Origin of the sequence: Brevundimonas vesicularis (assembly GCF_900445985.1) — a bacterium.
GTDB lineage: Bacteria > Pseudomonadota > Alphaproteobacteria > Caulobacterales > Caulobacteraceae > Brevundimonas > Brevundimonas vesicularis_D.
The window spans coordinates 410,919-436,527 of the sequence record NZ_UAQP01000005.1; the positions used below are offsets into that span (position 1 = coordinate 410,919).

26 protein-coding genes are annotated in these 25,609 nt (G+C 66.5%); 6 read left to right on the forward strand and 20 right to left on the reverse strand.

What is annotated here, in order from left to right; translation table 11 throughout:
* Window position 1 precedes the first annotated feature (1 nt).
* From DT343_RS02090 to DT343_RS02100, 3 genes are read right to left on the reverse strand one after another with little or no spacing between them, the layout of a single operon-like run.
* Window positions 2-685 carry a lysophospholipid acyltransferase family protein gene (locus tag DT343_RS02090; RefSeq protein WP_055753298.1) on the reverse strand — a complete coding sequence of 228 codons (684 nt, stop codon included), beginning with the start codon at window positions 683-685 and terminating at the stop codon, window positions 2-4.
* Window positions 682-2,511 (reverse strand): ABC transporter ATP-binding protein, encoded by a 1,830-nt coding sequence (locus DT343_RS02095; RefSeq protein WP_112862544.1) that lies wholly within the window; start codon window positions 2,509-2,511, stop codon window positions 682-684. Before DT343_RS02095 ends, DT343_RS02090 begins: the two co-directional genes overlap by 4 nt.
* A gap of 31 nt (window positions 2,512-2,542) precedes the next feature.
* Window positions 2,543-3,064 (reverse strand): hypothetical protein, encoded by a 522-nt coding sequence (locus DT343_RS02100; protein WP_112861565.1) that lies wholly within the window; start codon window positions 3,062-3,064, stop codon window positions 2,543-2,545.
* An 88-nt stretch (window positions 3,065-3,152) separates the two neighbouring features.
* Here DT343_RS02100 and DT343_RS02105 point away from each other — a divergent pair, with 88 nt between their 5' ends.
* Window positions 3,153-3,818, forward strand: coding sequence for a fused DSP-PTPase phosphatase/NAD kinase-like protein (locus DT343_RS02105; protein ID WP_112861566.1), 666 nt, complete (start codon window positions 3,153-3,155; stop codon window positions 3,816-3,818).
* Between the two features lie 5 nt (window positions 3,819-3,823).
* On the opposite strand, the gene DT343_RS02110 is transcribed toward DT343_RS02105, so the two are convergent.
* From DT343_RS02110 to folE, 14 genes are all read right to left on the reverse strand, one after another.
* Window positions 3,824-4,036, reverse strand: coding sequence for a hypothetical protein (locus DT343_RS02110; RefSeq protein WP_112861567.1), 213 nt, complete (start codon window positions 4,034-4,036; stop codon window positions 3,824-3,826).
* 77 nt (window positions 4,037-4,113) lie between these two features.
* A complete protein-coding gene (locus tag DT343_RS02115; RefSeq protein WP_017505336.1) occupies window positions 4,114-4,359 on the reverse strand; it encodes a DUF4170 domain-containing protein in 246 nt (81 codons plus the stop codon).
* 109 nt (window positions 4,360-4,468) lie between these two features.
* Window positions 4,469-5,266, reverse strand: coding sequence for a 3'(2'),5'-bisphosphate nucleotidase CysQ (locus DT343_RS02120; RefSeq protein WP_112861568.1), 798 nt, complete (start codon window positions 5,264-5,266; stop codon window positions 4,469-4,471).
* The gene (locus DT343_RS02125) at window positions 5,263-6,618 is read right to left on the reverse strand and encodes a TldD/PmbA family protein (protein ID WP_112861569.1); all 1,356 of its coding nucleotides are present in this window, start codon (window positions 6,616-6,618) and stop codon (window positions 5,263-5,265) included. Before DT343_RS02125 ends, DT343_RS02120 begins: the two co-directional genes overlap by 4 nt.
* A gap of 54 nt (window positions 6,619-6,672) precedes the next feature.
* Window positions 6,673-7,080, reverse strand: a complete 408-nt coding sequence (locus DT343_RS02130; RefSeq protein WP_017505339.1) for an MAPEG family protein — start codon at window positions 7,078-7,080, stop codon at window positions 6,673-6,675.
* A 3-nt stretch (window positions 7,081-7,083) separates the two neighbouring features.
* Window positions 7,084-8,916, reverse strand: a complete 1,833-nt coding sequence (locus DT343_RS02135; RefSeq protein ID WP_112861570.1) for a M14 family metallopeptidase — start codon at window positions 8,914-8,916, stop codon at window positions 7,084-7,086.
* Window positions 8,917-8,954: 38 nt separating this feature from the next.
* Window positions 8,955-9,587, reverse strand: a complete 633-nt coding sequence (locus tag DT343_RS02140; RefSeq protein ID WP_220116433.1) for a hypothetical protein — start codon at window positions 9,585-9,587, stop codon at window positions 8,955-8,957.
* A 30-nt stretch (window positions 9,588-9,617) separates the two neighbouring features.
* The gene (locus DT343_RS02145; protein ID WP_112861572.1) at window positions 9,618-11,147 is read right to left on the reverse strand and encodes a UbiD family decarboxylase; all 1,530 of its coding nucleotides are present in this window, start codon (window positions 11,145-11,147) and stop codon (window positions 9,618-9,620) included.
* Between the two features lie 79 nt (window positions 11,148-11,226).
* Complete coding sequence (locus DT343_RS02150; protein WP_112861573.1) at window positions 11,227-12,069, reverse strand: aldo/keto reductase; 843 nt, start codon at window positions 12,067-12,069, stop codon at window positions 11,227-11,229.
* A 70-nt stretch (window positions 12,070-12,139) separates the two neighbouring features.
* Complete coding sequence (locus DT343_RS02155; protein ID WP_258522478.1) at window positions 12,140-13,033, reverse strand: alpha/beta hydrolase family protein; 894 nt, start codon at window positions 13,031-13,033, stop codon at window positions 12,140-12,142.
* A 69-nt stretch (window positions 13,034-13,102) separates the two neighbouring features.
* Complete coding sequence (locus DT343_RS02160) at window positions 13,103-13,444, reverse strand: MmcQ/YjbR family DNA-binding protein (RefSeq protein WP_112861574.1); 342 nt, start codon at window positions 13,442-13,444, stop codon at window positions 13,103-13,105.
* Window positions 13,445-13,471: 27 nt separating this feature from the next.
* On the reverse strand, window positions 13,472-15,301 hold the full coding sequence (locus tag DT343_RS02165; RefSeq protein ID WP_112861575.1) for a gamma-glutamyltransferase family protein: 1,830 nt from the start codon (window positions 15,299-15,301) through the stop codon (window positions 13,472-13,474).
* Window positions 15,302-15,428: 127 nt separating this feature from the next.
* Window positions 15,429-15,863, reverse strand: coding sequence for a biopolymer transporter ExbD (locus DT343_RS02170; protein WP_055753310.1), 435 nt, complete (start codon window positions 15,861-15,863; stop codon window positions 15,429-15,431).
* Window positions 15,864-16,031: 168 nt separating this feature from the next.
* Window positions 16,032-16,646: a GTP cyclohydrolase I FolE gene (gene folE / locus DT343_RS02175; RefSeq protein ID WP_112861576.1), complete on the reverse strand. Its 615-nt coding sequence runs from the start codon at window positions 16,644-16,646 to the stop codon at window positions 16,032-16,034.
* 128 nt (window positions 16,647-16,774) lie between these two features.
* Here folE and cysS point away from each other — a divergent pair, with 128 nt between their 5' ends.
* Window positions 16,775-18,226 (forward strand): cysteine--tRNA ligase, encoded by a 1,452-nt coding sequence (gene cysS / locus DT343_RS02180; RefSeq protein ID WP_112861577.1) that lies wholly within the window; start codon window positions 16,775-16,777, stop codon window positions 18,224-18,226.
* 666 nt (window positions 18,227-18,892) lie between these two features.
* On the opposite strand, the gene DT343_RS02185 is transcribed toward cysS, so the two are convergent.
* Window positions 18,893-20,176, reverse strand: a complete 1,284-nt coding sequence (locus DT343_RS02185; RefSeq protein ID WP_066552112.1) for a lytic murein transglycosylase — start codon at window positions 20,174-20,176, stop codon at window positions 18,893-18,895.
* 471 nt (window positions 20,177-20,647) lie between these two features.
* On the opposite strand from DT343_RS02185, the gene ykgO reads away from it, so the two are divergent.
* The 4 genes from ykgO (at window position 20,648) to DT343_RS02205 (ending at window position 22,242) form a co-directional block, all read left to right on the forward strand.
* A complete protein-coding gene (gene ykgO / locus DT343_RS02190) occupies window positions 20,648-20,773 on the forward strand; it encodes a type B 50S ribosomal protein L36 (RefSeq protein WP_008263184.1) in 126 nt (41 codons plus the stop codon).
* A gap of 195 nt (window positions 20,774-20,968) precedes the next feature.
* Window positions 20,969-21,244 carry a DUF2312 domain-containing protein gene (locus DT343_RS02195; RefSeq protein ID WP_017505946.1) on the forward strand — a complete coding sequence of 92 codons (276 nt, stop codon included), beginning with the start codon at window positions 20,969-20,971 and terminating at the stop codon, window positions 21,242-21,244.
* 84 nt (window positions 21,245-21,328) lie between these two features.
* Complete coding sequence (locus tag DT343_RS02200) at window positions 21,329-21,667, forward strand: hypothetical protein (protein ID WP_258522539.1); 339 nt, start codon at window positions 21,329-21,331, stop codon at window positions 21,665-21,667.
* Entirely contained in the window at window positions 21,664-22,242 is a 579-nt protein-coding gene (locus tag DT343_RS02205; protein ID WP_112861579.1) for a DUF805 domain-containing protein, read from the forward strand. Before DT343_RS02200 ends, DT343_RS02205 begins: the two co-directional genes overlap by 4 nt.
* A gap of 2 nt (window positions 22,243-22,244) precedes the next feature.
* Here the strand turns inward: DT343_RS02205 and DT343_RS02210 are convergent, their stop codons facing one another.
* Complete coding sequence (locus DT343_RS02210; protein WP_112861580.1) at window positions 22,245-23,696, reverse strand: sigma-54-dependent transcriptional regulator; 1,452 nt, start codon at window positions 23,694-23,696, stop codon at window positions 22,245-22,247.
* Between the two features lie 106 nt (window positions 23,697-23,802).
* Window positions 23,803-25,572 carry a DUF4153 domain-containing protein gene (locus tag DT343_RS02215; protein ID WP_112862546.1) on the reverse strand — a complete coding sequence of 590 codons (1,770 nt, stop codon included), beginning with the start codon at window positions 25,570-25,572 and terminating at the stop codon, window positions 23,803-23,805.
* Window positions 25,573-25,609: the final 37 nt, after the last annotated feature.

The window sequence follows — 25,609 nt, forward strand, 5'->3', positions numbered from 1 at the left end:
CTCATGGTTTCAGGCCCGTGATCGCATCGGCTCGCGCCTCCACGGCGTTCAGCCGCGCGGCCCAGTCCTGGCGGACGTGATCCAGGTCGTCGCCGGTCGGATAATCGGCGATGTCCCAGACGATGGCGCCTTTGGCGAAGGGCAGGGGCAGAATCGCGCGGTCCCAGCTGTTCAGCCGGATGGCCGGATTGCACGACATGCCGATGAACAGGGTCGGTGCCTTTGAGATCTTGGCCATCATCGGCAGACCCTCGGCCATCTGGCGCGCCGGGCCGCGCGGACCGTCCGGCGTGATAGCCAGGGCGCCGATCTTCAACTGACGCAGGCCCGCCCGCAGCGCCTGCGATCCGCCCTTGTCCCGGTCCGCCTTGTCCTTGTTCGACGACGAACCGCGAATGGCGGGAAAGCCTTGGCGAGCCACGGCCTTTGCGATGAACTGACCGTCCGCCGACAGGGAAATCAACGCCTTGGCCGGTTGGGCGCGGTTCAGCGGCCAGCACGCCGGCGACAGGCCGATGCGCGAATGCCAGAAGGCGCACAAAACCCCGCCGCCCCGGGCCCAAACACCCTCGGCCACCGCCTGGTTTTCGTGGGTCCAGCGCATGGTGGCGAAGCAGAACTGCATCCAGTGCGCCAGGATGAAGGACAGGCTGGCCTGGACGGCCGGAATGCGCAGCGGCCTCACGCGACAGTCTCGACCGTGGGCGCCGCGCCGTCCAGCGACTGCTGGCGGGCCAGGCGCGAATAGAGGCCGCCTCTGGCGACCAGGACGTCGTGCGAGCCTTCCTCGACCACCCGGCCGGCCTCGATCACATAGATGCGGTCGGCGTTCCTAACGGTGGACAGGCGGTGGGCGATCATCAGGGTGGCGCGGCCCTGCATCAGCCGCTCCAGCGCCGCCTGGACTAGGGCCTCGCTCTCGGTGTCCAGAGCGCTGGTGGCCTCGTCCAGCAGCAGGATCGGCGCATCCTTGACGAAGGCGCGGGCGATGGCGATCCGCTGGCGCTGACCGCCGGAAAGCCGCAGGCCGGCCTCGCCCGCGCGGGTGTCGTAACCTTGCGGCAGGGCCGTGATGAAGCCATGGGCGGCGGCGGATCGCGCGGCGTCCTCGATCTGCGCCTGCGTCGCGCCGGGCCGGCCATAGGCGATGTTGGCGGCGATGGTGTCGTCGAACAGGAAGGGTTCCTGCGTCACCAGGGCGATGTGGTCGCGCAGGTCATGGATGCGAAGCGCCCGCACGTCGGCGCCGTTGATCGTCACCGCCCCGCCGGTCACATCATAGAAGCGCGGCAGCAGGCTCAGGATCGTGCTCTTGCCGCCGCCCGACGGCCCGACCAACGCCACCGTCTCGCCCGGCGCGACCCGCAGGGACACCCCGTCCAGAGTCGGCGCATCAGTCCCGGCGTAGGCGAAGGACACCTTGTCCAGCACGACCTCCACCGGCCCGGCGGCCAAGGGCGCGGCGTCGGCCGCCTCTCGGATTTCGGGCTGGATGTCCAGGGCGCCGAACAGGCGGCGGGCGGCGGTGAAGCCCTCGCTCATCACTGTGGCCAGGTTGGTCACCTGGCGCAGGGCTTGCCCTGCGGCCAGCAGCATGCCGATGAAGGCGGCGAACCCGCCCACCGTCATGTCGCCCGTCTGCGCCCGCCACCCGGCGTAGGCCATGACGGCGGCGACCACGATATAGGCGACCAGATCGCTGGACGGACCGGCGAAGGCGCGGGCGTTGGCGCCCTTGATCACGTGGCGCTGGCGACGGGCGACCACCTCGGCCACGCGGTCCTGTTCGGCGGCCTCGCGGTTTTCGATCTTGATCAGGCGAACCCCGTCCAGGTTCTCCATCAGGGCAGTGGACAGGTTCTCGGTCTCGGCCATGGCGCCGACGGCGGCCTTGCGCGTCTTGCGCCCGAACCGGCGAAGCACCAGCGCCACCAGCGGCACGCCCAGCAGCACGACGATCGTCAGCTGCCAGTCGATGAACCCCATGTAGATCAGGACCGCGATCAGGGTCAGCAGGTTCTGGGTGTAGTTGACCACGCCCGAGGTGAAGGCCTCGCGCACCATATTGGCGTCGAACAGCACCGAGGAGACGAAGCCGCCAGAGTGCTGACTGCGTAAGCGCGCCAGATCGGCGCGGATCATGGCCCCGAACAAACGAATCTGGATGTCGCCGACGATGGTGTGACCCAATCGGTTGACCAAGGCCGCCTGGCCCAGCGCGGCGAGCGTTCGCGCAATGGCGACGGTCAGGATGGCGACCGGGATCCAGACAACAGCCTTGTCCGCCGGAAAGGTCACAAGGCCGAACAGACTGATCGGCTTGGTCCCGCCCAGGAACAGACCGTTGACGGCCGGCTCCAGCAGCTTCAGCAGCGCCGCCGTCAGCAGGCCGGTCGTCGCCGCGCACAAGACCGACAGGATCAGCGATCCCTTGTGCTTGGACAGATAGTCGCGCCAAATCCGCGCCAACAGGGCGCGCAGCGGCATGGTTTCGGAGGCGGCGACGGTCATCGGCTCTCGGTCGTCCGAGCCGCCGTTCAAGTCAAGGCTTGTCCGGCGACGGTTCCAGCGCACGGCCCGGCTCGTCGGCGCGGATCAGGGTTTCGCCGGGCGCTTCCTGGATCCTGACGGCGGGCGGAACCGTCGGATTGGACGCGTAACGGTGCCCGTCAAACGGCACGGCGACCTCATAGCCCTCGGTGATTCCGCCGCCCGCGACATAGACACCCAGATCCCGTCGGCCATGGGTCTGTCGCTCCAGCAACCGGATCGGCGCGCGCGCGACGCTGATCTCACCGACCGAGCGGTAGGTCGCGCCGGTGCGGTCCAGCACCAGCAGTCGGCATCCGCCCGAGCCGCACCAGTTGGGTCCGGTCAGATAGACCAGCGTCATCGCCCCGTCCGGCGTGATCGCGGCCGTGTAGCGGGTGGTGTCCAGCGCCTCCTTGGCCCGGTCGCGCAGATAGGCGATCAGGGCGGGGTCTTCGGGCGGTGGTGTCTGGGCCGCGGCCGCGCCGGCCCACAGGCTGGCGGCGACGGCGGCGGCTGCGGCGAGGGTTCTCATCGGGCTGTTCTCCGGTCTCGACGAACATTCCAACGCATCAGGATCGAGATCGGATGACGCGGCGGCGTCGGATCGCTATCTGGCGGGCATGGCGCGCTTCGACCTCTCGACCGCGATGGGCCATTTTCGGGCGCATTGGCATTATTTCTGGGCCGACCATGCGTTTCTGCGCGTGGCCTTTTCCAACGCCCACTGGCTGGGGCCGGATCTGGTGCGCACCAATCAGCCGTCGCCGCGCCAGCTGGCCTATTGGAAAAAGAAGGGCGTCAAGACGGTCATCAACCTGCGCGGTGAACGCGACGAAGGCTATTACTGGCTGGAAAAGGACGCTTGCGAGCGGCTGGGCCTGACCCTGATCGACGCGCCGCTGGACTCGCGCGATCCGCCCGAGACGGTGCGCATCCACCGCGCGCGCGAGCTCTTCAGGACGATCCAGTATCCGGTGCTGATCCACTGCAAGTCCGGCGCCGATCGGGCGGGCATGATGGCGGTCTTCTATCGCCACTTCCACCTGGGCGAGCCGATCTCGGTCGCCATGAAGCAGCTCTCCAAGAAATATCTGCATTCCCGCGAAGGGCTGACCGGCGTGCTGGACTATACGCTGGAGAAATACGTCAACGAGATCCAGCCGAAGGGCATCAGCTTCATCGACTGGGTCGACAGCCCCGACTACGACCCCAAGGCCATCCGCGCCGAGTTCAAGGCCGGCTGGTGGGGCACGCTGCTGACCGACAAGCTGCTGCGGCGGGAGTAGGGGCTTCAGCCCCAGGGGCCGGTTTTCGGCTCGTCGCCGGCCTCGCCGTTTGCGCGGGCCTCGGCGGCCAGTTCGGCGTCGCGACGGGCCTTGCGGTCGGCCTCCCACCGCTTGAACCAGCGGGCGTAGTTGATGTGGCCGCGCAGCGAAAAGCTGAATAGCGCCAGCACGGCCAGCAGGCTGACCAGTTGAAAAATCTGTTGCGGTTCCAGGTTCATCGTCGTCCTCGCCTACAGATCGAAACGTCGGATCGAGGAGCCGGTTCGGCTCCTCGATGTCGCACTCGGTCCTCGGCTCAGGCCGCGTCGCCGCGCGGATCGATCAGCTTGTGGGCGTGCAGGATGAAATAGCGCATGTGGGCGTTGTCCACTGTCGCCTGGGCGCGCGCCTTCCAGGCCTTCTTGGCTTCGTCATAGCTGCCGAAGGCGCCGACGAACTCGACCTGCGACAGGTCGCGGAAAGTCGGCTCGCCCAGGTGACGAAGCTCGCCGCCGATCACGATGTGCAGGAGTTGCGGCGGGACGGCGTTCTGATCGGTCATCGGAAATCCTGAAGGCTGGGCCAGAAGCCCTTGGGGGAGGAGGTTTGCGCGCGGCATAGGCCGAGAACGCCCTCGGATCAATGTGGGCGGGGGTTTTTCCGCCCCCGCCTTAGGTCGAAAGCGGCACGTTTTTACAACGCCGCACGATCATCGGCTGGATGATCGGCGCCGCGCAGACCAGGCTGGCCTGACGCGGATCCGGCCGGTTGAAGGCCCACGGCCGCCCGTGGTGATCGCTGACCCTGGCGCCGGCTTCGGTCGCGATCAGCCAGCCCGCAGCGACGTCCCAGTCCCATTTCGGCGTCAGGGCCAGGGCGGCGTCAAAGGCGCCGGCGGCGACCAGCGCCATCCGATAGGCCAGGGCGTTGCGCTTTTCGAACCGCATCGACGGCCAGGGTTCGTCGGCGAAATAGGGCGTTTCGATCAGTCGCGCATCGCCCAGGATCGAGGCGTCCTCCAGCGTACCGACATCCGAGGCGTGGATGGGTTTGCCGTTACGTCGCGCCCCGCCGCCGCGCGTCGCCACATAGGTCTCGTCCACCTCGGGCGCATGGATGACCGCGGCGACGACCTCGCCGTCCTCGACGACGGCGATGGGCACGCACCACCACGGCGTCCGTTTCAGATAGGCGACGGTGCCGTCGATGGGATCGACCACGAAAATGCGTCGTTTCGACAGACGCTCGGCCGTATCCGCCGTCTCTTCCGACAGCCATCCATAGTCGGGCCGCGCCGACAGCAGCCGGTCCCTCAGCATGGCGTCGACCTTCAGGTCGCCGCTAGTGACGGGCGAACCGCCGACCTTGGACTCGATCTTCAGCCCCGCCTCACGCTCGGCGATGGCCAGCGCCCCGGCGTCGATGGCCGCCTGGCGGATCAGGTCGAGGTCGGCGTGCAGGTCGATCATTTGCCCGCGATGGCCACCGCATCGAACATCAGGCTGGGCACGTTGAACCCGCCCCGGAACTCCAGGTCCGAGCCGCGCTGGATGCGCAGATACAGGTCGGTCAGCTTGCCCGCGACCGTGACCTCGCTGACCGGATAGGCGATCACGCCGTTCTCGAACCAGAAGCCCGACACCCCGGCGGACCAGTCGCCGGTGTTGCCGTTCAGCGACGGGCCGAACATCGACGTCACCAACAGGCCGGTCCCGGCGTCGGCCATCAGGCCTGCCAGATCCCGTTCGCCCGGCTCCATATGCAGATTGTGGGTCGAAACGCCGGATGGCCCGGCCAGACCCCGCGATGCATGGCCGGTGGTTTTCAGGCCCAGTTGTCGGGCCGATGCGCTGTTCAGCAACCAGGTGGTCAGGACGCCGTCGTCGAACAGGGCGCGCTTCTGGACCGCCACGCCTTCGTCGTCGAACGGTGTCGATCCCATGCCGCGCGGGCGGAACGGATCGTCGATCAGGGTGACCCCCTCGGCGAACACGCGCTGACCCATGCGGTCCTTCAGGAAGGAGGTGCCGCGCGCGATCGACGGGCCGGAAATGGCGCCGATGGCCGGCGACACGATCTGGCCCGCCATCCGGTTGTCGAAAATCACCGGGGCAGTGGTGGAGGCGATCTTGCGCGGGCCGACGCGGGCGACCGCGCGCTCGCCGGCGGTGCGGCCGATCAGGTCGGCGCCCGGCAGGTCGGACAGGTGTCGGGTCGAACGGCTCTCGCCGCCGCGCTCCATCGCGCCGTCCTTTTCGGCGATGACGCCGACGCCCAGCGAGAAGGCCGACCCTTCATAGGCGCCGTCGAACCCGTGAGAGGTCACCAACCGCCAGCGGCTGGACGACCAGCCCGCGTGTCCGCCTTCCGACCGCGCCACGCCCGGGACCGCCAAGGCCGCCGCCTCGGCCTCGGCCGAGACCTGTTCCAGAGTTTCTGCGGTGCGTTCGCTAGGATCGAACAGGTCCAGATCGATGAACGGCCCGCGCGCCAGCCGATCCTCGGGCGCGAAACCGGCGTGGGGGTCTTCGGGCGCCAGCCGCGCCATGGCCACGGCCCGCTCGACCAGCCGCGCCTGGGTCGCGGGCGAAAGGTCCGAGGCCGAAACGGACGCCTGCCGTTGGCCCACGAACACGCGTAGGCCCAGATCACGCGATTCCTCACGTTCGACATCTTCCAGCTTGCCGTTGCGCACCCCGACCGACAGGGATCGGCGATCGGCGCTGACCGCCTCTGCGGCGTCGGCGCCGGCCTTGAGAGCGGCCTTGACGATGTCGTTGAGAAGATCGGTGGAAACGGGCGCAGCCAGGGATTCAGTCATGCCCCGATATGGCGGACGCCCCGCTGCACCGCAACCTGCTGCACCGCAACCGCGTCAGACGACGGCGAAGGCGATCAGGCCCACAGCCGCCGTCAGCAGCGCCACCCAGGTCAGCAGCATGCCGACGACGCGACCCAGCGACGGCCCGGTCTGCAGCAAAAGGCCCAGGGCATGGGCGACCCGGCCGACGAACAGCGTCGCGCCGACCCCGTGAACCATCCAGGCCGGCGCGCCGACGGCAGCCAGCAGCAGCATCGCGATCATGCCCGGCGTCGCATATTCCACCAGATTGCCGAAGGCGCGGCTGGCGGCCATCAGATCCGCGTTTCCGCCGTCGCCGAACGACACCATATGTTTGCGCCGCCCGCTGACGACGATGCCCGACAAGACCAGCATCATCAGGATCAGCAGGCCACTCCACAGGGCGGCGGCCTGGACGGCGTACATCAGCGGCGTGGTCATCGATCAGTCCTCGCGCCCGACGGGGTAGAGCAGATAGTGGTCGTCATAGAAGGGCGTGCGTTCATAGAACCAGGCCAGACGCGCCTGCGGATCGGCGGCGAACGTGGCGTCGGCCGCCACCTTGGCCTCGAACTCGGCCTTCAACGCGGGGTCCGCCGCCATCATCTTGTCCGCCAGCGGCGCGATGGCGTAGGCCTCGATATATTCGACCCGGCTCATCACCTCGGGGAACATGCCCCAGGCGAAGAAGCTCTCGCTGGATTGCGGCTCCAGCAGCAGCACGACGATGTCGCCCAGCGGCTGATCCGTCGGCACCCGCACCGAGCCGATCGGATACGTCCAGTCGCGCTTTTCGACCTCCACCGTCTTCACCGAAGCCTGCACGTGACCTTCATTGGCGCGGGTCGCCAGCTTGGGCTCGACCAGGCGCAGCATCGAAAGGTTTACTGTGCGCGCAGCCTCGACCGTCTCCATTTCGATCCCGTGCGTCTTCAGCCGCTCGATGATGTCGGTGCGATAGCCCGGCACCCAGTAGGCCGTCGGCCGCGTCAGGGTCAGCGTCGGCTTGGAGCCATAGAAGGGCATCTGCCACAGGTCGGGATCGGGGCGGCCCAGCCAGCGGATCTCCTTCCGACCCGAGGCCGGACTGTCATACATCTCGTACAGCATGCCCTTGAAGGGCCGGGTGGACGACGGCGTCTCGTCGGCCTCGAAGTTGGCGGGAATCTGCGCCGGGCGCAGGGCCTTGTCCTGATCCGTCGCTGCGCGAAGACCGGCGCCCTGATCGGCCAGCAGACGCATCGCCTCCTCGATGAAGACATAGGTGCCCAGCACCCGTTGTTCGTGCGGTTTCAGGCTGTGGTTCTCGATCAGGATCGTCGGCACATGGGCGGCTGCGCCCCAGCCGTTGGAGAACCGCTCGCCCAGGCCGCCGTCCGACAGGCCCTTCTTCGGCTCGTCGTCGTCGATGCCGAACACCAGTTCGCCGGGGATATGGCCTTCGCGTTCCAGCGCGGCGTTCATCGCCGGCTTGAACACCGAATCCAGCCAGGCCGAGCCGTTCGGCGAACGGCTGAAGGTCCCGTCCTCGCCGTTGAAGCCGTAGGTGACGTCGTACTGGTAATCCATGCCGTCGGTGACGTGGACATCCACATACAGGTCCGGCCGGTATTTCAGGATCAGGCCGCGCACGGCCCGCATCTCGGGCTGGTCCAGCTTCAGATAGTCGCGGTTCAGGTTCTGGTTGGTCGCCGTATTGCGCCAGCCCTGGATGCGCGGGCCCCGCTGGTTGGGCCGGGAATAGGGGCCGGAACGCTCATGGCCGTCCACGCTCAGGATCGGGATCAGGATCAGGTTGACCCGGTCCAGCAGGGCGTCCTTCCCATAGAAGGCGATGTCGCGCAGCAGCATCATGCCCGCGTCCTTGCCGTCGATCTCGCCGGGGTGGATGCCGGCCTGGATCATCAGGACGGGCTTGGCCGGATCGAACGTCGCGCCATCCTTGGAGGCGATCACCGCATAGATGGGCCGGCCCTCGGGCGAGACGCCGAACTGTTCGATGCGGATCAGATCGCTGGCGGCGTCCAGACGATCGAACCAGGCGCGGGTGTCGACATAGTTGGGGCTGAAGTCGTGGCCCGGATCGGCCTCGAATGCTGTGACCCACGGATCAGACGCATCGCGCAGCAGGGCCATGGACGCACCGTTCCATGCGGGGGCGGGCGGCAAGAAGGCCTGATCCCAAGGGGCGGTGTTGGGAAGCGTCTGGGACATGGCGGGGCTCACGCTACAGGCAAGGGCGGCGACCAGCGCCGAAACCAGAAGAGGGGACTGCATGGCCTTTCGTGAGCCGATTGCGCGGCCCTGACAAGGTTTCACCCGCCGCCGCCCAGCGCGGGCGCCCAGCCGCCGGCTTTGAGCAGCAGCGCCGCCGCGTTCCCCATCTGCCAGAGACTGTACAGCAGCACGACGACCAGGGCGCCGACCGCAACCCGGCGCCATGGCGCGAACGCCGCCGTCGCCGTGCCAATCACGAAGATGGCGACCCCAACCCACAATCGCACCGAGCCGGCGATCTGGGCGAAGCCGGGATTGAGCTGGGCCAGGATGATCACGATCACCGCCACGATCAGATTGGCCGCCAGGATGCAGCCGAACACCAGTCGCCGATGCGACCAGAAATGCGCGTCCAGATCGATCCGATCATCGCCGCCCTCGGCCGACACGCGCGGAAAGGTCACGCTGGCGGCGACGTAGAAGGTCGCGGCGATGGCCAGCGAAACCAGCAGCACGAAGGTGTTGAACGGCGCGCCGCGGAAGATGACCCAGGCCTGGTTCCAGAAGGTGGCGATATCGATCGCCACGAACAGGGCCAGCATCGGCGTCAGCCAGCCGAACCGAATCCGCTGCTTCTCATGCAGCACCCGCGCGAACCCGCCGACCAGTTCGGCCACCGACAGGCCCAAGAGCAGGCCGTAGAAGCTGAAGAAGAACTCAAATGCGCTCACATCGCCCCCCGGCGTGACCAAAAGCCGAGCTTATTTCCAGATCGGCGTTCCGTCACCCGGCAGGCCGAGACGGTCCCACAGGTCGTTGACCCGTTCGACGACCGCCTCGTCCATGCGAATTTCCTCGCCCCATTCGCGCTTGGTCTCGGGCGGCCACTTGTCGGTGGCGTCCAGACCGATCTTGGAGCCCAGGCCGCTTTCGGGGCTGGCGAAGTCCAGATAGTCGATGGGCGTCGACTCGATCACGGTGATGTCGCGCGCCGGGTCCATCTTGGTGGAGATGGCCCACATGACGTCCTTCCAGTCGCGGGCGTCGATGTCGTCGTCCACGACGATGACCCATTTTGTGTACATGAACTGGCGCAGATAGCTCCAGACGCCCAGCATCACCCGTTTGGCGTGGCCCGGATAGGCCTTCTTCATCGACACCACGGCGATCCGGTAGCTGCAGCCCTCGGGCGGCAGCCAGAAGTCCGTGATCTCCGGAAACTGCTGGCGCAGCAGGGGAATGAACACCTCGTTCAGCGCCTCGCCCAACACGCTCGGCTCGTCCGGCGGCCGGCCGGTGAAGGTGGTCAGATAGATGGGGTCGCGGCGCATGGTGATGGCGCTGACCTTGAAGACCGGGAACGTCTCGACCGAGTTGTAATAGCCGGTGTGGTCGCCGTACGGGCCCTCGTCCTCGAACTCGTCCAGCAGGACATGGCCCTCCAGCACGATCTCGGCCTGTGCCGGCACCATCAGCGGTACGGTCTTGCAGGGCACAAGCTCGGCCTTGGCGCCCCGCATCAGGCCGGCGAACTGATATTCCGACAGGGTGTCCGGCACCGGCGTCACCGCCGCCAGGATGGTGCCGGGATCGGCGCCCAGCACCACGGCGCAGGGCAGCGGCTCCTTGGGCCGCGCCTTCTTGTGCCGGGCATAGTGTTGCGCCCCGCCGCGGTGCGCCAGCCAGCGCATGATGGCCTTGTCCTTGCCTAACACCTGCATCCGGTAGATGCCCAGGTTGAAGTCGTCCTCGCGGTCGTCCGACGGCCCCTTGGTCACGACCAGGCCCCAGGTGATCAGGGGCGCCGGTTCGCCGGGCCAGCACGACTGGACGGGCAGGGCGGTCAGGTCGATCTGATCCCCCTTCAGCACCACCTCCTGCACCGGCGCCTTCTTCACCGTCTTGGGCCGCATCGACAGGACGGTCTGCATCAGCGGCAGCATCTCGATCGCGTCGCCCAGACCGCGCGGCGGCGTCGGGTTTCTCAGGAAGGCCAGCAGTTCGCCGACCTCGCGCAGTTCGCCTGCCGTCGTCCGGTCCTTGCCCTCCAGCGTCACCCCCAAGGCGACTCGTTTCACTGTGCCGAACAGATTGGCCAGGCAGGGGATGGGGCTGATCGTGCCGTCCGGCATCACCGGCTTTTCGAACAGCACCGCCGGTCCGCCGTTCCTCAGCAGCCGGGTCTGGATCTCGGTCATCTCCAGCACGGTGGAGACGGGTTCGGACACCCGCACCAGCTCGCCCTCGGCTTCCAGCTGGTCGATGAAGTCACGCAGGGATTTGTAGGCCATGTCTTCGCCTAAAGGGCGGAGGCGGAACTGTCACGCGGCGTTCGCTCGCACGGACAGTCCCGTCTCGTCACAGCCGTTGTCAGGCGGCCGTCTTGTCCCATTCGAACGCCGGATCCAGCCAGTCGCCCAGCCGTTCGCCGCGATCCAGCGCGTCCATCCGCTGAATCTCCTCGTCCGTCAGGGCGAAGTCGAAGATGTCGAAGTTCTCGCGCGCGCGGGTTTCCTTGGTGGTGCGCGGTATGGCGATGATCCCGTGCTGGATCAGCCAGCGCAGGGTGATCTGGCCATTGGTCTTGCCGTGCGCCTTGGCCAGCTCGCTGATCGTGGCGTCGTCGGCGATCTTGCCTTGCGCCAGCGGCGACCAGGCGGTGATCGACGACCCCAGCTCGGCCGCCGTCGCCACCAACTGATCGACGCCCAGATAGGGGTGATGCTCGACCTGATCGGTCAGCAGCCGCGCCTTGGACAGGCCCTGCGCCTGGCGGAATTCCTTGGAGGGGAAGTTGGACAGGCCGATCGACTTGGTCAGGCCCTGGTCCTTGGCCGCGTTCAGCGCGCCCAGCGTCTCTTCGAACGTCGGCGTCGTCTTGGGCCAGTGCAGCAGCAGCAGGTCGGGCGTCGTGCCCAGGCTGTCGGCCGATTCCTTGGCCTGTTTCAGCAGGGCGTCGTGGGTGAAATGCTCGACCCAGATTTTGGTGGTCAGGAAGATGTCCTCGCGCGCCACGCCGGAGTCCCGGATGCCTTCGCCGACCGCCTTCTCGTTCTTGTAGATCCAGGCCGTATCGATGTGGCGATAGCCGATCCGCAGGGCCTCAGCGACCATGCGCCGCGCATCGTCCGGCTCCAGCTGCCAGGTGCCGAAGCCGAGCAGGGGGATTTCGATACCGTCGACGGTGATCGTGGGTTGGTCGCCGTATGCCATGCGCGTCTCCTGCTGGGCCGTGTCGCCCGATATAGGCTCTGAACCCGGCTTCGCTACGGTTCCGCCCGTCTTAATCGCTCGTCGACGCCCGGCCGGCGTTCACCGGGTCCGCCTCGAACCATGCCAGGATTTCCGTCCATAACGGCTCCATCCCCTTTCTGAACGCCCCCTCATGACCGATGCGCCTGACGCCAAAGTCTTCCGGACGCCGCGTCAGAGTTTCCGATCGCGCGCCGGGATAGGCGGTCAGCAGTCTCGCGCCTGTGTCGGGCGTGGCGATGGGATCGTCGCTGAAAATCCACGACCGGATCGGCGCTTTCACCCGGTCGAACTGTTGCGGGTCCAGCACGCCGTCAGCCAGCTCCTTCAGAAAATAGCTCGGCTTCAAACACCACCGTTTCCAGGTCTCAAACACGCCGCGCGGCAGGTCGGTCCCGCGCCACATCTTGCCGCTGCGGACATAGCCGTGTTTGCTGAGATCGTGCGGGCCCAGCACCAGCCAGAACGTCAGCTCGAACGGGTTGTAGTTCCGGTGATGGCCGCCCCACCAGCCGCTGCCGACCGAGACGAAGGCGTGCCGGGCGATCTCGTCCTGGTTCGGCATGAAGCCGACGAAATGGCCGCCGACGCTGTGGCCGACATGAAAGACCGGCAGACCGGGCGCCGCCGTCTTCAACGCCTCCAGCGCGGCGGGCATATCCAGCCGCCCCCAGTCGGGATAGTCCATCTGCATCGCCGCTAAATCCTCGGGCCGCGATCCGCCGATTCCGCGATAGTCATAGGTCAGGACCACCGCCCCGTGCGCGGCCATCCAGCGCGCGAACCGGCCATAGAATCCGCGCGGAAACCCGGTCCCCGCCGACATCAGCACCGCCATCCGTGCCTCGTCAGGCCTGAATGTCGTCGCCTCCAGCGGCCAGCCATCGCCGGACTTGATGATGCGATCCTCGACCCTGACCGTCACGGCGTCGCCCCCAACGTGTCTGTCCGTCCTTATTGGATACGGACCATGCCGGATTTCCGTCGCGTCAGGTCAAGCCTGATCGATGCCTTTCATGAGCCGTCTGGGCGCGACCTTTCGCCAGCGCCTTTCCATCCTGGTTTTCAGCCAGACCGGATCGACCGTGGCGATGCGCGCCAGGACGATGGGATAGTCGCGATAGTGGTCGGTGAAATGAAAGGTCGCCGGGTCCATCTCGATCAGCAGTTCGCGCTCATCCAAATTGTCCAGATGCACCACGATGCTGTCGTCCAGCGCCGGGCGCATCCAGGTGAAGAACTTGCCCGCCACCTTGAACGACGGCTCGCCATAGGACACGCCGTCCTCGACGCCGGGAAACGACAGCAGAAGCGCGCGGACCTCGTCGTGGGTCATCGGGCGGCCAATCTCCGTAGACCAATCTCAATAAGCCAGGGCGATCCCGTCCTTGCGCATCTCGGTCGCCGCGCCATAGGTCCAGCGTCCGCCGGGGTTCATCTGTTTCATGACGTTCTGATAGCCGCCGAAACCGCCGTCGGGTTCGCCCAAGGTCCAACCCATGGCGCGCAACCGGGTCTTGGTGGCCTCGGGCACGCCGCTTTCCAGATGCAGCACGCCGGTTCCTTCCTGCGGCTGGCCCGTCGGTTCGGACGAGCCATAGTGTTGCCAGCGCGGGGCGTCGCCTGCCGCCTGGGGCTCCAGCCCGTAATCGACCATGTTGATGATGATCTGGGCCTGGCCCTGGGGCTGCATGGCGCCGCCCATGACGCCGAAAGCCATCCAGGGCTCACCATTCTTGACCGCGAAACCGGGGATGATCGTCTGGAACGGACGCTTGCCCGGCGCATAGATGTTGGGGTGGCCGTCGCTCAGCGCGAACAGCTCGCCACGGTCCTGGAACATGAAGCCCAGCGGTTCGGAGCCGTTGTCGGGCGCCAGGCCCGAACCCATGCCGCGATAGTTGGACTGGATCCAGCTGACCATCATCCCGTCGGCGTCGGCGACGCTGAAATAGGTGGTGTCGCCGTGGTGCGGAGCGTCGCCCGGCATGACGCGGTCCATCACCCGATCCGGCCGGATCAGCTTGGCGCGCTCCGCCGCATAGGCCTTGGAGTTCAGCCATTCGACCGGCGTCTTGGAGAATCGGTCGTCGGCGAACCAGCGCGCCCGGTCCTCGAACGCCAGCCGCTTGGCCTCGGCCTGAACGTGCAGCGAGGCGGCGGACTGGAAGCCCATGGATTTCAGGTCGAACTGTTCGCAGATGTTCAGAATCTGGTTGGTGCTAAGCCCCTGGGTGTTCGGACCCAGGCCGAACACGTCCACGCCGCGATAGTTGGTTCGGATCGGCTCGACCCATTCGGTATGATGGGCGGCCAGATCGGCGTGGGTCATCCAGCCGCCGATCCGCTTGAAATAGGCCTCGATCTGGTCGGCGATGGGACCGTTGTAGAAGGCATCGCGCCCGCCCTCTGCGATCATCCGCATGGTCTTTCCAAGATAGGGGTTGGCGAAGACTTCGCCCACCTTCGGCGTGGCGCCGCTCGCGGCCCAGATCCGCTTTCGGTTCTCGTTTTCCTCGATCGGGATCTGGCCCCGATCAAACGCAGCCATGTTGCGTTCCAGATAGTAGGCGATGACCTGGGGAACGGGCACGCCCTGTTCGCACAGTTCGGCGACGGGCAGCAGCACCTCTTTCCACGGCAGTTTCCCATACCGCTGGTGCGCACTCCACCAGGCATCCACCGCGCCCGGTACATTGACCGTCACAGCCCCATAGCGGGGCAGATAGCCGCCGATGGCCTTGGACCGCGCGATCTCCAGGCTGAGGCCCCGCGGACTGGCGCCCGAGCCGTTCAGCCCGACGACCTTCTTCTGTTTGGGGTCCCACAGCATGCAATAGGCGTCGCCGCCGATGCCGTTGGCGACCGGCTCCAGAAAGCCCAGGGCCGCATTGATGGCGATGGCCGCATCGATGGCCGATCCGCCGCGTCTTAGGGTGTCGATGCCGATCAGACTGGCCGCCGGATGCGCCGTCGCGGCCGCTCCGTTCGCGCCCCAGACGGTCGAGCGCCCCATGAACTTCGGACCCGAAATCCGGTTGCCGATGCCGACGCCGGCATAGGGGTCGGTCGGGCGAGCTGGCGCAGGGGCCGCCTCGGTCGGCCTGGCGGCGGGAGCAGCCTGCCGGGCCTGGGCTGCGGTCGCCGCCAGCGCACCGGCGGGCAGGGCGGACAGGAAGGTGCGACGACGCATGGGCGGACTCCTCGAACAATCGATGCGGCATCAAGGGTGCAGTCGATCGATCCGGCAAGTCTTTCGGCAAAGAAAAAGGCCGCGTCCCTTTCGGAACGCGGCCCAAATCCTGGAAAGGACGAAGGTCCTATTCGATGTCTTCGTTCAGCAGGCCGACTTTGAAGAAGCCGTTCTCCTGCATCTTGTTCATGACTTCCATGAACTGCGAGTACTTCACTTCCGGCTGGGCGCGGACGAAGACGCGCTCTTCCTGGCAGGCGCCGCCGCCCAGGGCGGTGCAGACGTCAGTGGCCAGATTGTCGATCGAGGTTTGCTTGTCCGACAGGAACAGCTGACCGTTTTCCTGGATGGTGATGTACACCGGTTCCTTTTCTTCGGTCGGATTGGTGGGCGGCTGTGCAGGCGGCAGGTCCAGACGGATCGAGACGGTCGCCATCGGCGCGGCGACCATGAAGATGATCATGAGCACCAGCAGAATGTCGATGAACGGCGTGATGTTGATATCCGCCGTCTGTTCGATCGTGTGCTTGTCCCCACCGGAACCGCCGATCTTCGCAGCCATGCTCGTCTCCGTTACTCGCCGGCTGCGTTCCGCGCCGACATTTCCCTATGGATCGCCCGAAGGCTTGATCGGTTCTTGGCGTCCCGATGCGGGCTTGTAAAGCGGTTCTAAACGATCTGCCGTTCCCGAACGTCAATTATACACGACAGAGGGACGACGGTTCGGCCTTCAGGCCTTGGCCAGCTTCAAAAAACGGTCCGCCAGGGCAGGATCGTCCTTGAAGGCGCCGGTGAAGCGGGTCGTAATGGTCGAAACGTGCCGATGATGCACGCCGCGCGTGGTCATGCACTGATGCTCTGCGTCCACCAGCACCGCCACGCCGCGCGGCTGCAGGTGCGATTCGATGGCCTCGATGATGTCGTTGGTCAGGGTTTCCTGGTTCTGCAGGCGCCGCGCATAGATCTCGACGACCCGCGCCAGCTTGGAGATGCCGACCACCTTCTCGCCGGGCAGATAGGCGACATAGGCCTTGCCCAGGAACGGGGCCAGGTGGTGCTCGCAGTGGCTCTCCACCTCGATGTCGCGCAGGATGACCATGTCGTCATAGCCGGTCACGTCCTCGAAGGTGCGGCTCAGCTCCTTGCCCGCATCGGCGTCATAGCCGTCGAACCACTCGCCATAGGCGTCCACCACCCGCTTGGGCGTGTCGATCAGGCCGGGACGGTTGGGATTGTCGCCGGCCCAGGCGATCAGGGTCCGCACGGCCTCCAGCGCCTGTTCGCGCGACGGGCGTTGCACGGCAGCATCGCTGACGAGGACGGGCTTGGCGGGGGTGACGCTCATGAACTCGATTTCCGGCCGGGGCGGGCGGGTCGCCCGGTTTACCTTCTACAATCCGTCGGGACTGTATATCAGGCCGCTATATGGGACAGACCGTCCGTCCCGCAAGAAAACCCGCTAAAGACTGATCCATGCCGCTGCACATCCACGACACCCTGCGCCGTGAAAAGCGCCTGTTCGAGCCCCGGAACAAGGATCGTGTGACCCTCTATGTCTGCGGCCCAACGGTCTATGACTACGCCCATATCGGCAATGCGCGCCCGCCGGTGGTGTTCGACGTTCTGGTGCGTCTGCTGCGCCGGACCTATGGCTCCGACCATGTGATCTACGCCCGCAACGTCACCGACGTGGACGACAAGATCAATCAGAAGGCCGCGCGAGAAGGCGTGCCGATCGGCGAGGTCACGGCCCGCTATGAAGCCGCCTATCTGGCCGACATGGGCCTGCTGAACGTCTCGCCGCCCGATATCGCGCCCCACGTCACCGACTACATTCCGGCCATCGTCGATCAGATCCAGGCCATCGTCGACGCCGGCTGCGCCTATGCGGCCGAAGGCCACGTCCTGTTCGATGTGTCGTCCTACAAGGCCTACGGCGCCCTGTCTGGTCGGAATTTGGACGACATGATCGCCGGCGCCCGCGTCGAGGTCGCGCCCTACAAGAAGAACCCGCACGACTTCGTCCTGTGGAAGCCGTCCAAGGCGGACGAGCCGTCCTGGCCGTCGCCGTGGGGCGAGGGGCGTCCCGGCTGGCACATCGAATGCTCGGCCATGATCGAAAGGACCCTGGGCCTGCCTATCGACATCCACGGCGGCGGCATCGACCTGGTCTTCCCCCACCATGAGAACGAGATTGCACAGGGCGTCTGCGCCCACGGCCACGCTCATGGCGACAACGCCCACGACGAATACGCCCGCTACTGGATGCACAACGGTTTCCTGACCGTGGACGCCGAGAAGATGTCCAAGTCGATCGGCAACGTCCTGCTGCTGCACGACCTGGTCCAGGCCATGCCGGGCGAAGTCGTCCGCTGGGCGCTTCTGTCGGCCCACTACCGCCAGCCGCTGGACTGGAACCAGGGGCTGCTGGAGCAGAGCCGCAAGAACCTGGACCGGCTGTATGGCGTCCTGCGCGACGCCGATGCCGCCCTGACCGACTTCGACGAGGCCACGCTGGACGAGGCTGAGATGGAGCTGGCCGAGAACGCTTTGGATCCGGTGCTGGACGCGCTTGAGGACGACCTCAACACGCCGGGCGCCGTCGCCCAGCTGTTCGGGCTGGGGAACGCCCTGCGTGAGCTGCTGAACGACGCCGAGGCCGATATCAACGACGTCGCCATGGCCCGCTGGAGCCTGAAGGAAGCGGCCGGGCTGCTGGGGGTGCTGTCGCTGACGCCGGACGCCTGGTTCGAGGGCGGCGATCCCGCGCTGAAGGCTGAGGTCGAGGCCCTGCTGGACCAACGCGCCAAGGCCCGCGCCGCAAAGGACTGGCCCGAGGCCGACCGCATCCGCGACCGGCTGAACGCCCTGAACGTCGTCGTCATGGACGGTCCCGACGGCGCCACCTGGCGCGTGAAGGGTTAGAACCCGTCGTCTCCTCCCCGCTTGGCGGGGAGGGGGACCGCGAAGCGGTGGAGGGGTTCTAGACGCCGCTTAAGCGCCGGGATGCGCGAAGAGCCCCTCCGTCTCTCCGCTGCGCTTCGAGCCACCTCCCCATGACATGGAAAGGAGACGATGCTCAGCCATCGCAATGCCGCTGGTTCATTTCACGCGATTCCAACCGCTTGCCGATTTATGTCCCCCGTCTCCCATCCACGGGGTCAAACGGCCCCATAATACATCCGTCTCGTCGCATGGAGGGCTCGCCTGGCCTGCGACCTTGCGGCGGCGAGAGCGGATGGAACGGGAGCGATGGTGAGACTCCATCGCGGCGCCGGGGCTGATCGGTCGGGGAATCGCCCCGGCGTCCGCAGTCGCGTCGCAGGGTCGAGGGGGATACTCGGCCGCACCGGGGATTGGGGATCGCTGCTCCGACCCGCCCGTCGCAGGCTTATGGGGTTAGGCGATAAGACCGCCACCGCTCGGCGCCCCGAGCTTGCAGGCCAACCAACCGCGCGGAGCGTCATACCCTTCGTCGAAACGGTAACTCAAACCACAGAAGTCCGGGCGAAGGCCCGGCGCTCCGCCCAGCCCTCCATCCCTCCGCCCGGTGAAAGGCAGGAGCGCCGAATCATGCCCGGATTTACGCCCTCAGTTCGTCCGGCGGATCAGTTCGTCCGCCAGCGCCGGCGTCAGATAGCCGTCGGCGATCCTGTTGTTGGCGATCTGCCAGCGACGCAGCGCCGCGCGGGTGTTGGAGCCGATCACCCCGTCGACGCCCTGGGTGTCGTAACCCAGTTGGGTCAGGGCGCGCTGCGCTCCGATGCGCTGATCGCGCGTCATAGACGGATCGTTGGGCCAGGCCTTCGTCAGTCCCGGCTTGCCCATGATCCCGTCCGCCGTCAGGCCGATGGCCAGGGCGTAGGACACCGAGTTGTTGTAGCGGCGGATCACATAGTGGTTCGGCAGGGCCAGGAAGGCCGGACCGTTCGCGCCCTGGGGCAGCAGGATGGTCGCCTCTTCCAGCGCCTCGGCGCCGTTCGGCGTTCCCCCTTGCGCCAGGCGCACGCCCTTTGCCGCCCAATAGGCCCAGTTGTGTTTCGGGCCTTCCGCCTCGGCATAGTCGAAGCCGGAGGGCAGGGTGACTTCATAGCCCCAGCCCTGACCGCGCTTCCACCCGGCCTGGGCCAGCAGGTTGGCGGCGGACGCCAGGGCGTCGGCGTCGTCGCGCCAGATGTCGACCTTGCCGTCGCCGTCCTGATCCACGCCCAGGCGCAGATAGTTGTCGGGCATGAACTGGGTCTGGCCCATGGCCCCGGCCCAGCTGCCCTTCAGACCCGCACGCTCGCGCCGGCCGTCCACGACGATGTCCAGCGCGTCCTTCAGCTGCCCCTCGGCCCAATCGCGCCTGCGACCGTCATAGGCCAGGGTCGCCAGCGAGCGGATCACGTCATAGTCGCCCTGCACCTGACCGAATGCGCTCTCCTGGGCCCACACGCCGACCAGGATCTCGCTGGGCACGCCGAATCGCTGAACCACCGACCAAGGCACCCGGTCGATGCGCTGTTTGGCCTGTGCGATTCGCACGGGGGTCACTGCATTCTGGACATAGGCGCCGGCGGGTTTGGAGAATTCAGGCTGGTTGCGATCCAGGCGGATCACCGTCGGATCGGGCGTCAGGCCCTCCAGTTCCCGGGCGTAGTCCGCGCGGCGGGCGCCGCCCTTGCGCGCGAGGAAGCCCTGTTTCCAGCCCTCGAAACCCTGCTGGTCATAGGCGGCCAACGGCGGTGTCTGGGGGGCGGGGGCCGGCGTCGTGACCGGCGCGCCCGCCTGGGGCTGGGGTTGCGGTGTCGGCAGATTCACCTGCGGCTCGGGCAGCATGGGCGCGCAGGCCGAGACGCAGCCGATCAGGAGAAGACGGTAGGAAAAGCGCATGAGATTCAAACTAAAGCCCCCGGGGTCAGACACGAAATGACATCCGCGCAAACGGCCATTTCGACGCCCTAAAGCGCGCACCGCGCGAATGCGTTGCCTCGCCGTTCCCCGCTCGGGTGTAAGGCGCGCTATTAACCACCTTTGTATTGGACGCCTTATCAGTGTGTGTCGTAATGACGCACCAGCTCTGACGGCCTGATGGCGGAGCGGCGACGCGGCGGGCGTGCAACCCCGTAAACCCTCCGTTCGACTCGGAGGTCAGGCCTCCATAGTTTTTTGTCGTGCTATCGCGCTTTGCGCTACTTGAGCACGAGAGGCCGGTGCGGCCGTCGGGCAGACGGGGACTGGGTTTTCTGCGGTTTTGGGCTTTGGCGGCTTGACCTTCCGAACCCCTCTCTCTATACGACCGCCTCCGCCGCGATCCGACCGGGTCAGCGGCTTTCTTATTGGTTTCTTTCAGGACGTCCGACCATGAAGGTCCGTAGCTCGCTCAAGTCGCTGAAGACCCGCCACCGCGACTGCAAGGTCGTGCGTCGCAAGGGCGTCGTCTTCGTCATCAACAAGACCGACCCGCGCTTCAAGGCGAAGCAGGGCTAAGCAGCGTTCGCTGCGCGCTGCTTCGGCGGCGTGCGCACGCTGGATCGCGCTCAAGCAGCCCGAAGGGCGATAGCGCGCTTGAAAGATGACGATCCACAGGCTGCGGATTTCTGTCCGCGGCCTTTTTCGTGTTCGCGGTTGTCGCGGGCCTGTCCGCATGGTTAGCGTCCGCGCCTGATTTCTGGAGTATTCCCCATGGCTGACGACGCCTCGTTCGACGGTGGTTCCGACGTTCTCACCGCCACGGCGCAGGGCCGCCTTCGCACCATCATCGAGCGCCTCGAGCGCCTCGAAGAGGACAAGCAGGCCGTCATGACCGACATGAAAGAGGTCTTCGCCGAGGCCAAGGGCGAGGGCTACGACGTCAAGATCCTGCGCAAGGTCATCCGCATCAGAAAGCAGGACAAGGCCAAGCGTCAGGAAGAGGACGCCATCCTGGACCTCTATCTGTCGGCGCTCGGCGAGATCTGAGGCTGACCCGGCTTGAAGCGCACCCCCTTCAAGCCAGGAGGCGGCCTGTCGCGATCAGGCGATGGCTTCGCCAAGAAGCCTACCCTGAGTGCATTTGAGCAACAGCGCGAAGCCGCCAAACGCGCTGCTCTCAACGCTTTGAAACGCGCCCGCCGCTCTGCAGAGAAGGCGGGCGTTTCCCTGTCCGAATGGGAAGGCGAGTTCATCGATTCGGTCAGCGAGCGCGTGAAGACCCACGGCCGCGCCTTCGCCGACCCCGAAAAGGGCGCGCCGGGCCAGGCGCTCTCGGCCATGCAGGGCCGCAAGCTGAAAGAGATCACCGCCAAGGCCAATGGCGAAGCGCCGAAACGGCGTTGGGGACGTGGCAAGACACCCCGCTCGAATCAACCGCAGGATGATGCCGAAATTTTGGGGGATGAATGATGAATGCGATCCTGAACGGCTTTCGGCGCCTCGCGGACTTCAGAGGGCGGGACAGGCGGGGACAGTTCTGGCCTTACGCCCTGACCGTGGTCGCGGCGTCCTTCATCGGACTGTGGCTGGGCATGATCCCGGCCATGACGAGGATTTTCGAGCATGCGTCCGCAGTCGCCGCGACGAATCCTGAGGCAGCGACCGTCGTGAGCGGACCCGGGCATTATTCTGTCGAGATTCATGATCAGGCCTATATGCCGGACATGGGGCCGTTCTTTCTTGTTCTAAGAATCGGCGTGGCCGCAATCGTGGTCCTGCTCGCCGCCGCCGTAACCCGCCGTCTGCACGACACCGGACGCGCCGGCTATTGGGGCCTTCCACCGGTGATCTTTCTGACGGTTGGCCTGACGGCCTTTCCCATCGTGATGGCAAAATTCATGGCGGAGGACGGATCCGGCATGAGCCTGTTTCTGCTGCTCTTCCTGAACAACATGCTTTATATCGCCAGCCTGATCGGCCTCATCATTCTGCTGTCACTCGACAGCAAGACCACGGCGAACCGCTACGGTCCTCCGGCGATCTAGGCTCAGCCCGCTTCCTTGAGCTGACCTTCCAGCCCCTGTTCGCGGACCTTGCGATACAGGGTCGAGCGGCCAATGCCGAGGCGGCGGGCGATCTCGCTCATATGGCCGGCATAGACCTCGATGGCGTGCTGGATCAGGTCGCGTTCGATGTCCTCGAGTGTGCGCAGATGGCCGCGCTCGTCCAGGATACGGATCGGCTGATCGGCCTGCACGGCGGCGTCGGTCTGGGCGCCGGCGGCTGTGGCGGCCTGCAGGGGCTGGGCGTCGGGCATGGGCGCGGCGACGCCTGAAATCGCGGGGAAATCGTGCGGCTGAAGGAAGGGCGCATCGGCCAGCACGATGGCGCGGAACACCGCATTTTCCAGCTGTCGCACGTTTCCGGGCCAGTCGAACCCTTGCAGCAGGGCCAGGGTCTCGGGCGCGCATCCGGCGATCCGCTTGCCCTCCTCGGCGTTGAAGCGGGCGATAAAGTGATCGACCAGGGGCGCGATGTCCTCGCGCCGGTCACGCAGGGATGGGGCCTCGATCGGGAAGACGTTCAGGCGATAGAACAGGTCCTCGCGGAAGGCGCCGTCCTTGACCTGCTGGGCCGGGTCGCGATTGGTCGCCGAGACGATGCGCACGTCGATCTTGACCGGGCGTTTGCCGCCGACGGGATCGATCTCGCCCTCTTGCAGCGCGCGCAGCAGCTTGACCTGCATGTCCAGCGGCAGTTCGCCGATCTCGTCAAGGAACAGGGTGCCGCCGTCCGCCTCGCGGAACTTGCCCAGCGTCTTGTCCACGGCGCCGGTGAAGGCGCCCTTCTCGTGTCCAAACAGGATGGATTCGATCAGATTGGCGGGCAGGGCGCCGCAGTTGACGGCGACGAAGGGTTTGCCGGCCCGGTCGCTGGCGCCATGCAGGGCGCGGGCGATGACCTCCTTGCCGACGCCGCTTTCGCCGGTGATCAGGACGGGAATCGAGGATTTGGCGGCCCGGGCGCCCAACGCCTTGACCATGCGCATCGGCGCGCTGTCGCCCACGATATCGTCGAAGCTCGTGCGACCCTGAACGCGCTTGGTCAGGCGCCCGACCTCAGCGGTCAGGCGCTTCATCTGCATGGCGTTGCGCACGCCGACCAGCAGGCGTTCCGGGCCCACCGGTTTGACGAAGAAGTCCTGGGCGCCGGCCTGCATGGCCTTGACCACCATGTCGATGCCGCCGTTGGCCGTCAGGACGATCACCGGCTCATTGATCCCGGCGCTACGCAGTTCGGCCAGGCATTCCAGCCCGGACATCTCGGGCATCACCATGTCCAGCAGGATCAGGTCGGCGCCGCCGCCGCGCGTCATCCGGTCGATGGCCTCGCCGCCGCTGGCGGCATGGACCACGGCGTTGCCGTCCCGCTCCAGCACGGCCTGGATCAACCGGCGCTGGGTCGGATCGTCGTCAACGACCAGGATGGTCTTGGCCATGAAAATCCCTTGTCCTGTCGCCCAACCCGTCACGGATGGATCGTTTCGGGACGATTCCTAGGGTGGCGAGGTGAAAATCGGGTGACACGGCGTGGTGAGCGTCCCGTTAACGCGGCTCCGTCGCGTCACATCGCACCTCGGGGCTGGCGCGCAATCTCTGGCCGTCGACAACCAGGTCGGGCAGGGCGGCCGGCGCCGTCGCGACGCCCTTCGACAGGTCCTCGTTCATCCGCTCAGCATTGCGCCCGCAGGTGAAGGCGTATCGACCCGTCACGCGCCACTGGCCTTTGGCGTCCGGATCGAAGGCGACGATTTCGCGAGCCGTAGCGACCAGCAGATCGGTTCGTGCGTCGCTATTCAGGTCCGTCGATCGCACGACGCAGGGCGTTTCCGCATTGCAGCTGAACAGCACGTCGACCTGCGCGTCCAACTGATCGACGAAGCTGGTTGGCACGGATTGGCCATCGGCGGCCTTCAGGCGGATGGCGGCCTTGCGCGCCTGTCGCCCCTGCGCGGTATCGCCGGATGGCCACGGGCGGGCCTGGGCGGCGCGGGCGTTTCGCGCGATGCGAGGATCGGTTGAGGCGGCCAGACGACGGAGCGCCGTCTCACCGGCCTTGCCGCTCTCGAAGCGCAGGAAGTCATAGTCGAAGGTGTCAGCGGACACCGCGCCACGCTGCAAGCGGGCGACCTGATCCTGCACCGAGAGGCGCGCGGGATCGGCCAACGGGCTGAACAGCGCCAGGATGACGAGAACCGACAGGACCGCCGCAACGACATTGGTCCGCTCCAGCGGCTTCATCCAGCCGCCCGGCTTTACGGCCGCCAGCAGATAGCCCGCGCCATAGACCGCGCCGACCAAGGTGCAGGCGACGGCGATGATCCGATCGGGCGTCAGGCCGTGCTGGCCGATCCGCAAGGCCAGGCCCCAGGCGGCCAGAACGATCAGCGGCGCGATCAGGACGGACGCCGCCCGCACACCGTATCGCAGGACAATCGGCGGCAGATTGTCGGCGCGCCCGTCCTGATAGGCCGTATTGATCAGCACGATCAGGGCGGCGGCCGCCGACAACACCATGGCCGTCGCGCTGCGCGTCTCCCACAGACCGTCCAAGCCGGTGAAGGGCAGGGCGAGGAGGAAGCCGCCGACCAGGACCGTGATCACCAGCAACAGCCAGGACAGCAGCATCAAGGCCACGGTCCGCACGCCCCGGATCAGGCCGTCGCGCACATCGGTCAGCTGGACAGCGGTGGCGAAGACCAGGGCCGTGACCGGAATGGCGAACCACGCCTCGCCGAGCAGGTGCTGCAGAAAGGCCAGGCTGATCATCTTGAACAGGGCCGCGCCCAGATGCAGCAGGATCCAGAAGGCGCCGGTGAACCCCAGCGACAGGCCCAGTTGCACCCCCGCCTTCCAGGCGATGTCGAAATAGTCGGGATAGTCGACGATCCACCGTCGTTCGCGGATCGCGGGCACGATCAGGTGGTGAGCGATAAACAGGGCCGCCGCACCGAAGGCCAGCACAGGAAAGCTCAGGAAAGGCGGCTCCTCATGCGGCTTCAGAACCTGGCGGGCGACGTCGTGGGCGCCCAACAGAGCCAGCACGCCGGCTGCGGCGGCTGCCCAAAGGATCAGGGCCAGCGCCTTGACCCGGCCCATACCGGCTAGAGCCACCACCGGCACATAGCCGGCCGCCAGGGCCAGGGCGCCGAACACCACCGGCTGGGTTTCGGGCCAGACGCGGCTGTCGGCCGCCAGATACAGCAGATAGAGCGCCAGCCCCTGAACCAGACCCGTCGCCAGCCGAATCGCAAACAGGCCAGAGGCCCCGCCAAGGCCCGTCCGGCCGGTGTCATGCTGCAGGGTTTCGGTCATTCGCGCGTCTCCGAAGGGCAGGATTGCACGGGCCTTG

What these genes read in the sequence shown, in the direction of transcription:
- DT343_RS02095 (WP_112862544.1), bottom strand. Translation starts at nt 2,511, where the DNA reads ATGACCGTCGCCGCCTCCGAAACCATGCCGCTGCGCGCCCTGTTGGCG.
- DT343_RS02100 (WP_112861565.1), bottom strand. Translation starts at nt 3,064, where the DNA reads ATGAGAACCCTCGCCGCAGCCGCCGCCGTCGCCGCCAGCCTGTGGGCC.
- DT343_RS02105 (WP_112861566.1), top strand. Translation starts at nt 3,153, where the DNA reads ATGGCGCGCTTCGACCTCTCGACCGCGATGGGCCATTTTCGGGCGCAT.
- DT343_RS02110 (WP_112861567.1), bottom strand. Translation starts at nt 4,036, where the DNA reads ATGAACCTGGAACCGCAACAGATTTTTCAACTGGTCAGCCTGCTGGCC.
- DT343_RS02115 (WP_017505336.1), bottom strand. Translation starts at nt 4,359, where the DNA reads ATGACCGATCAGAACGCCGTCCCGCCGCAACTCCTGCACATCGTGATC.
- DT343_RS02120 (WP_112861568.1), bottom strand. Translation starts at nt 5,266, where the DNA reads ATGATCGACCTGCACGCCGACCTCGACCTGATCCGCCAGGCGGCCATC.
- DT343_RS02125 (WP_112861569.1), bottom strand. Translation starts at nt 6,618, where the DNA reads ATGACTGAATCCCTGGCTGCGCCCGTTTCCACCGATCTTCTCAACGAC.
- DT343_RS02130 (WP_017505339.1), bottom strand. Translation starts at nt 7,080, where the DNA reads ATGACCACGCCGCTGATGTACGCCGTCCAGGCCGCCGCCCTGTGGAGT.
- DT343_RS02135 (WP_112861570.1), bottom strand. Translation starts at nt 8,916, where the DNA reads ATGCAGTCCCCTCTTCTGGTTTCGGCGCTGGTCGCCGCCCTTGCCTGT.
- DT343_RS02145 (WP_112861572.1), bottom strand. Translation starts at nt 11,147, where the DNA reads ATGGCCTACAAATCCCTGCGTGACTTCATCGACCAGCTGGAAGCCGAG.
- DT343_RS02150 (WP_112861573.1), bottom strand. Translation starts at nt 12,069, where the DNA reads ATGGCATACGGCGACCAACCCACGATCACCGTCGACGGTATCGAAATC.
- DT343_RS02160 (WP_112861574.1), bottom strand. Translation starts at nt 13,444, where the DNA reads ATGACCCACGACGAGGTCCGCGCGCTTCTGCTGTCGTTTCCCGGCGTC.
- DT343_RS02165 (WP_112861575.1), bottom strand. Translation starts at nt 15,301, where the DNA reads ATGCGTCGTCGCACCTTCCTGTCCGCCCTGCCCGCCGGTGCGCTGGCG.
- DT343_RS02170 (WP_055753310.1), bottom strand. Translation starts at nt 15,863, where the DNA reads ATGGCTGCGAAGATCGGCGGTTCCGGTGGGGACAAGCACACGATCGAA.
- folE (WP_112861576.1), bottom strand. Translation starts at nt 16,646, where the DNA reads ATGAGCGTCACCCCCGCCAAGCCCGTCCTCGTCAGCGATGCTGCCGTG.
- cysS (WP_112861577.1), top strand. Translation starts at nt 16,775, where the DNA reads ATGCCGCTGCACATCCACGACACCCTGCGCCGTGAAAAGCGCCTGTTC.
- DT343_RS02185 (WP_066552112.1), bottom strand. Translation starts at nt 20,176, where the DNA reads ATGCGCTTTTCCTACCGTCTTCTCCTGATCGGCTGCGTCTCGGCCTGC.
- ykgO (WP_008263184.1), top strand. Translation starts at nt 20,648, where the DNA reads ATGAAGGTCCGTAGCTCGCTCAAGTCGCTGAAGACCCGCCACCGCGAC.
- DT343_RS02195 (WP_017505946.1), top strand. Translation starts at nt 20,969, where the DNA reads ATGGCTGACGACGCCTCGTTCGACGGTGGTTCCGACGTTCTCACCGCC.
- DT343_RS02205 (WP_112861579.1), top strand. Translation starts at nt 21,664, where the DNA reads ATGATGAATGCGATCCTGAACGGCTTTCGGCGCCTCGCGGACTTCAGA.
- DT343_RS02210 (WP_112861580.1), bottom strand. Translation starts at nt 23,696, where the DNA reads ATGGCCAAGACCATCCTGGTCGTTGACGACGATCCGACCCAGCGCCGG.
- DT343_RS02215 (WP_112862546.1), bottom strand. Translation starts at nt 25,572, where the DNA reads ATGACCGAAACCCTGCAGCATGACACCGGCCGGACGGGCCTTGGCGGG.